Origin of the sequence: Parasphingorhabdus sp., from assembly GCF_041748495.1 — a bacterium.
Classification (GTDB): Bacteria; Pseudomonadota; Alphaproteobacteria; order Sphingomonadales; family Sphingomonadaceae; genus Parasphingorhabdus.
On record NZ_JBGTDD010000148.1, the window covers coordinates 1 to 2,871 of the forward strand.

Consider the following 2,871-nt stretch of genomic DNA (forward strand, 5'->3'; position numbering starts at 1 on the left):
AATTCAGAAAAAGGCCGCTGCCGGGTTTACCCCCAGCGGCGGCCTTTTTTGATTGTCGGGCATTGGTTTTTCGAAGTGTCAGCTTCGCAAGGCCGCCCGATGAGCCAACAAATCAGCCCGCATGAAGCGTGCCGATTTGACGGCTCATCTCTTGTCGCGGGATGGAGCAGCCCGGTAGCTCGTCAGGCTCATAACCTGAAGGTCGTAGGTTCAAATCCTACTCCCGCAACCAACAAGAAACCCGCTTCCGAGCGGGTTTTTTGTTGCCTCGGACACTTGATTCAGGGCCCACCTTATCCTTCTCGATCGTTTTCGCCTGTTCGGCCTTCGGCCGAAATGGAGCAGCCCGTTCGACGGTCCGGCAATCCCCCGGATCGCCGGCTGCGTCTCACCTCGTCAGGCTCATAACCTGAAGGTCGTAGGTTCAAATCCTACTCCCGCAACCAACAAGAACACCCCGCCTCGTGCGGGGTTTTTTATTGGTGAGCAAAGCGAACCTGGTAAATTGTTGTCCCCGCGGAGGCTAGGACCCATCTCCCGCCGTCGAATTCAACAATCCGAAGCCTGCGGTTGGTTCAGACCCTGCTTGCGCAACCATCATATTCAAACAAAAGCCCCGCTGAGATCAGCGGGGCTTTTTTCATGTCTGATGGAACGCGCCGCCAGCACGTGGGGGGAAAGAGCGGGTCATTTCAAGCGCTGCCGTCATGGAGAAATCGCGTCTAGCGCGGCAGCAGACTTCGCCCCATCAGTTGCAGATCCACGGCGCGGGCGCACTGCCGGCCCTCGCGGATGGCCCATACGACCAGACTCTGCCCCCGGCGCATATCGCCGCAGGCAAAAATACCATGTTTGCTGCTGTTGTAATCCGTCACATTGGCCGCGACATTGCCGCGCCCGTCCAGTTCCACTTCCGATTGATCGACCAGCCCCATCTTGCGCGGCCCGACAAAACCCATGGCCAGCAGGATCAGGTCGGCCTTGATGATAAACGCGCTGCCTGCGATTTCTCGCATCTCGCCGTCCACCCATTCCAGGCGAATACATTCCAGCCCTTCGACATTGCCATTGGTGCCAACGACTTTCTTGGCGAGGATCGCCCAGTCGCGGTCGCAGCCCTCCAGATGGCTGGACGAGGTGCGCAGTTTCAACGGCCAATCGGGCCACGACAAGGCCTTGTCTTCCTTCGTCGGCGGCTTGGGCATGATTTCAATCTGGGTGACCGAAGCGGCGCCCTGCCGATTGGACGTGCCGACACAATCTGATCCGGTGTCGCCGCCGCCAATGACCAGCACATGCTTGCCGGTGGCGGAAATCGTGCCGCGCGGAGCGGCGCGCATTTCATCGTCGCCGGCATTGCGCTTGTTCTGCTGAGTCAGAAATTCCATTGCCAGCCGGACTCCGGCCATTTCATAGCCAGGAATATCCAGCGCCCGCGGCTTTTCCGCACCGCCGGCCATCACCACCGCATCATAATTGCCCTGCAGCGATTCCACCGACACAGTCACCCCGACTTCGGTGCTGGTGCGAAATTCCACGCCTTCCGCTTCCATCTGCACAAGACGCCGGTTGATCAGGTGCTTTTCCATCTTGAAATCGGGAATGCCGTAGCGCAGCAGGCCGCCCATCCGGTCATTTTTCTCGAACAGGGTGACATTATGTCCGGCGCGTGCCAGCTGTTGCGCGCAGGCCAGTCCGGCCGGGCCAGAACCGACCACTGCAACCGATTTTCCGGTTTTTTCTTCGGCGATCTGAGCGGTGATCCAGCCTTCTTCCCAGCCGCGATCAACAATCGCGCACTCGATCGATTTGATGGTTACCGGTGCGTCATCGATATTCAGCGTACAACTGGCTTCGCACGGAGCCGGACAGATCCGGCCGGTAAATTCGGGAAAATTATTGGTTGAATGCAGCACTTCCAGCGCATTTTTCCAATCCCCCTCATAGACCAGATTGTTCCAGTCCGGGATGATATTATTGACCGGACAACCGGTGTGGCAATAGGGTATGCCGCAGTCCATGCAGCGCGCGGCCTGATCCCTGAGCTCCTTGTCCGGCAGAGGAATCGTGAACTCCCGATAATGCGTCAGCCGCTCCTGGGGATCGGCATAAGTCGCTTCCTTGCGATCAATCTCGAGAAAGCCTGTTACTTTACCCACGGTCTACTCCCATATCTTCCTTCATTCTGCCGCGACGATCGTATCGAGCCGCTCGGCTTCCAGCTGTTTCAGGGCCACTGCATAATCCCGCGGCATGACTTTCACGAATTGTCCCAGAGCCTCGGCCCAATTGTCGAGAATTTCGCTGGCCCGCTTGCTGCCGGTGTAGAGCTTGTGCCGCTCCAACAGGATGCGCAGTCGGGCCGCATCGTGATAGAGCATGTCACCCATACCAAAATCCTGCACATCAACCGGCAATTGCTGCGGCAATGCACTCGCATCACCACCATCGGCATTGGGATCGATGACTTCGACATCCACCATCGCCATGTTGCAGCGCTGGCGGAACAGGCCGTCTTCGTCATAAACATAGGCCACGCCGCCGGACATGCCTGCGGCGAAATTGCGGCCTGTCTTGCCCAGCACTGCCACGACCCCGCCGGTCATATATTCGCAGCCATGGTCGCCGGTGCCTTCGACCACCGCGACGGCGCCGGAATTGCGGACCGCAAAGCGCTCGCCGGCAACCCCGTTGAAATAGGCTTCGCCCGCGACCGCGCCATATAGGACAGTATTGCCGACAATGATATTCTCGGTCGGATTGCGGTCGACATGGGCCGGTTGCTTGACCACCACACGGCCGCCGGAAAGACCCTTGCCGACATAGTCATTGGCATCGCCGGTCAGTTCGGCGCTGATGCCATGGGCCAGA

At 58.7% G+C, this 2,871-nt stretch carries 1 protein-coding gene, 1 tRNA gene and 1 pseudogene; 1 reads left to right on the plus strand and 2 read right to left on the minus strand.

Features of this window, described 5'->3' with window-relative positions; genetic code table 11:
- Nucleotides 1-155 precede the first annotated feature (155 nt).
- Nucleotides 156-232 (plus strand) — tRNA-Met (locus ACEW8J_RS13385).
- Between the two features lie 490 nt (nucleotides 233-722).
- On the opposite strand, the gene ACEW8J_RS13390 is transcribed toward ACEW8J_RS13385, so the two are convergent.
- Both ACEW8J_RS13390 and ACEW8J_RS13395 read right to left on the minus strand, forming a co-directional pair.
- The gene (locus ACEW8J_RS13390; RefSeq protein ID WP_373492148.1) at nucleotides 723-2,159 is read right to left on the minus strand and encodes a glutamate synthase subunit beta; all 1,437 of its coding nucleotides are present in this window, start codon (nucleotides 2,157-2,159) and stop codon (nucleotides 723-725) included.
- Nucleotides 2,160-2,180: 21 nt separating this feature from the next.
- A pseudogene (locus tag ACEW8J_RS13395) lies at nucleotides 2,181-2,871 on the minus strand (glutamate synthase subunit alpha); the annotation flags it as partial.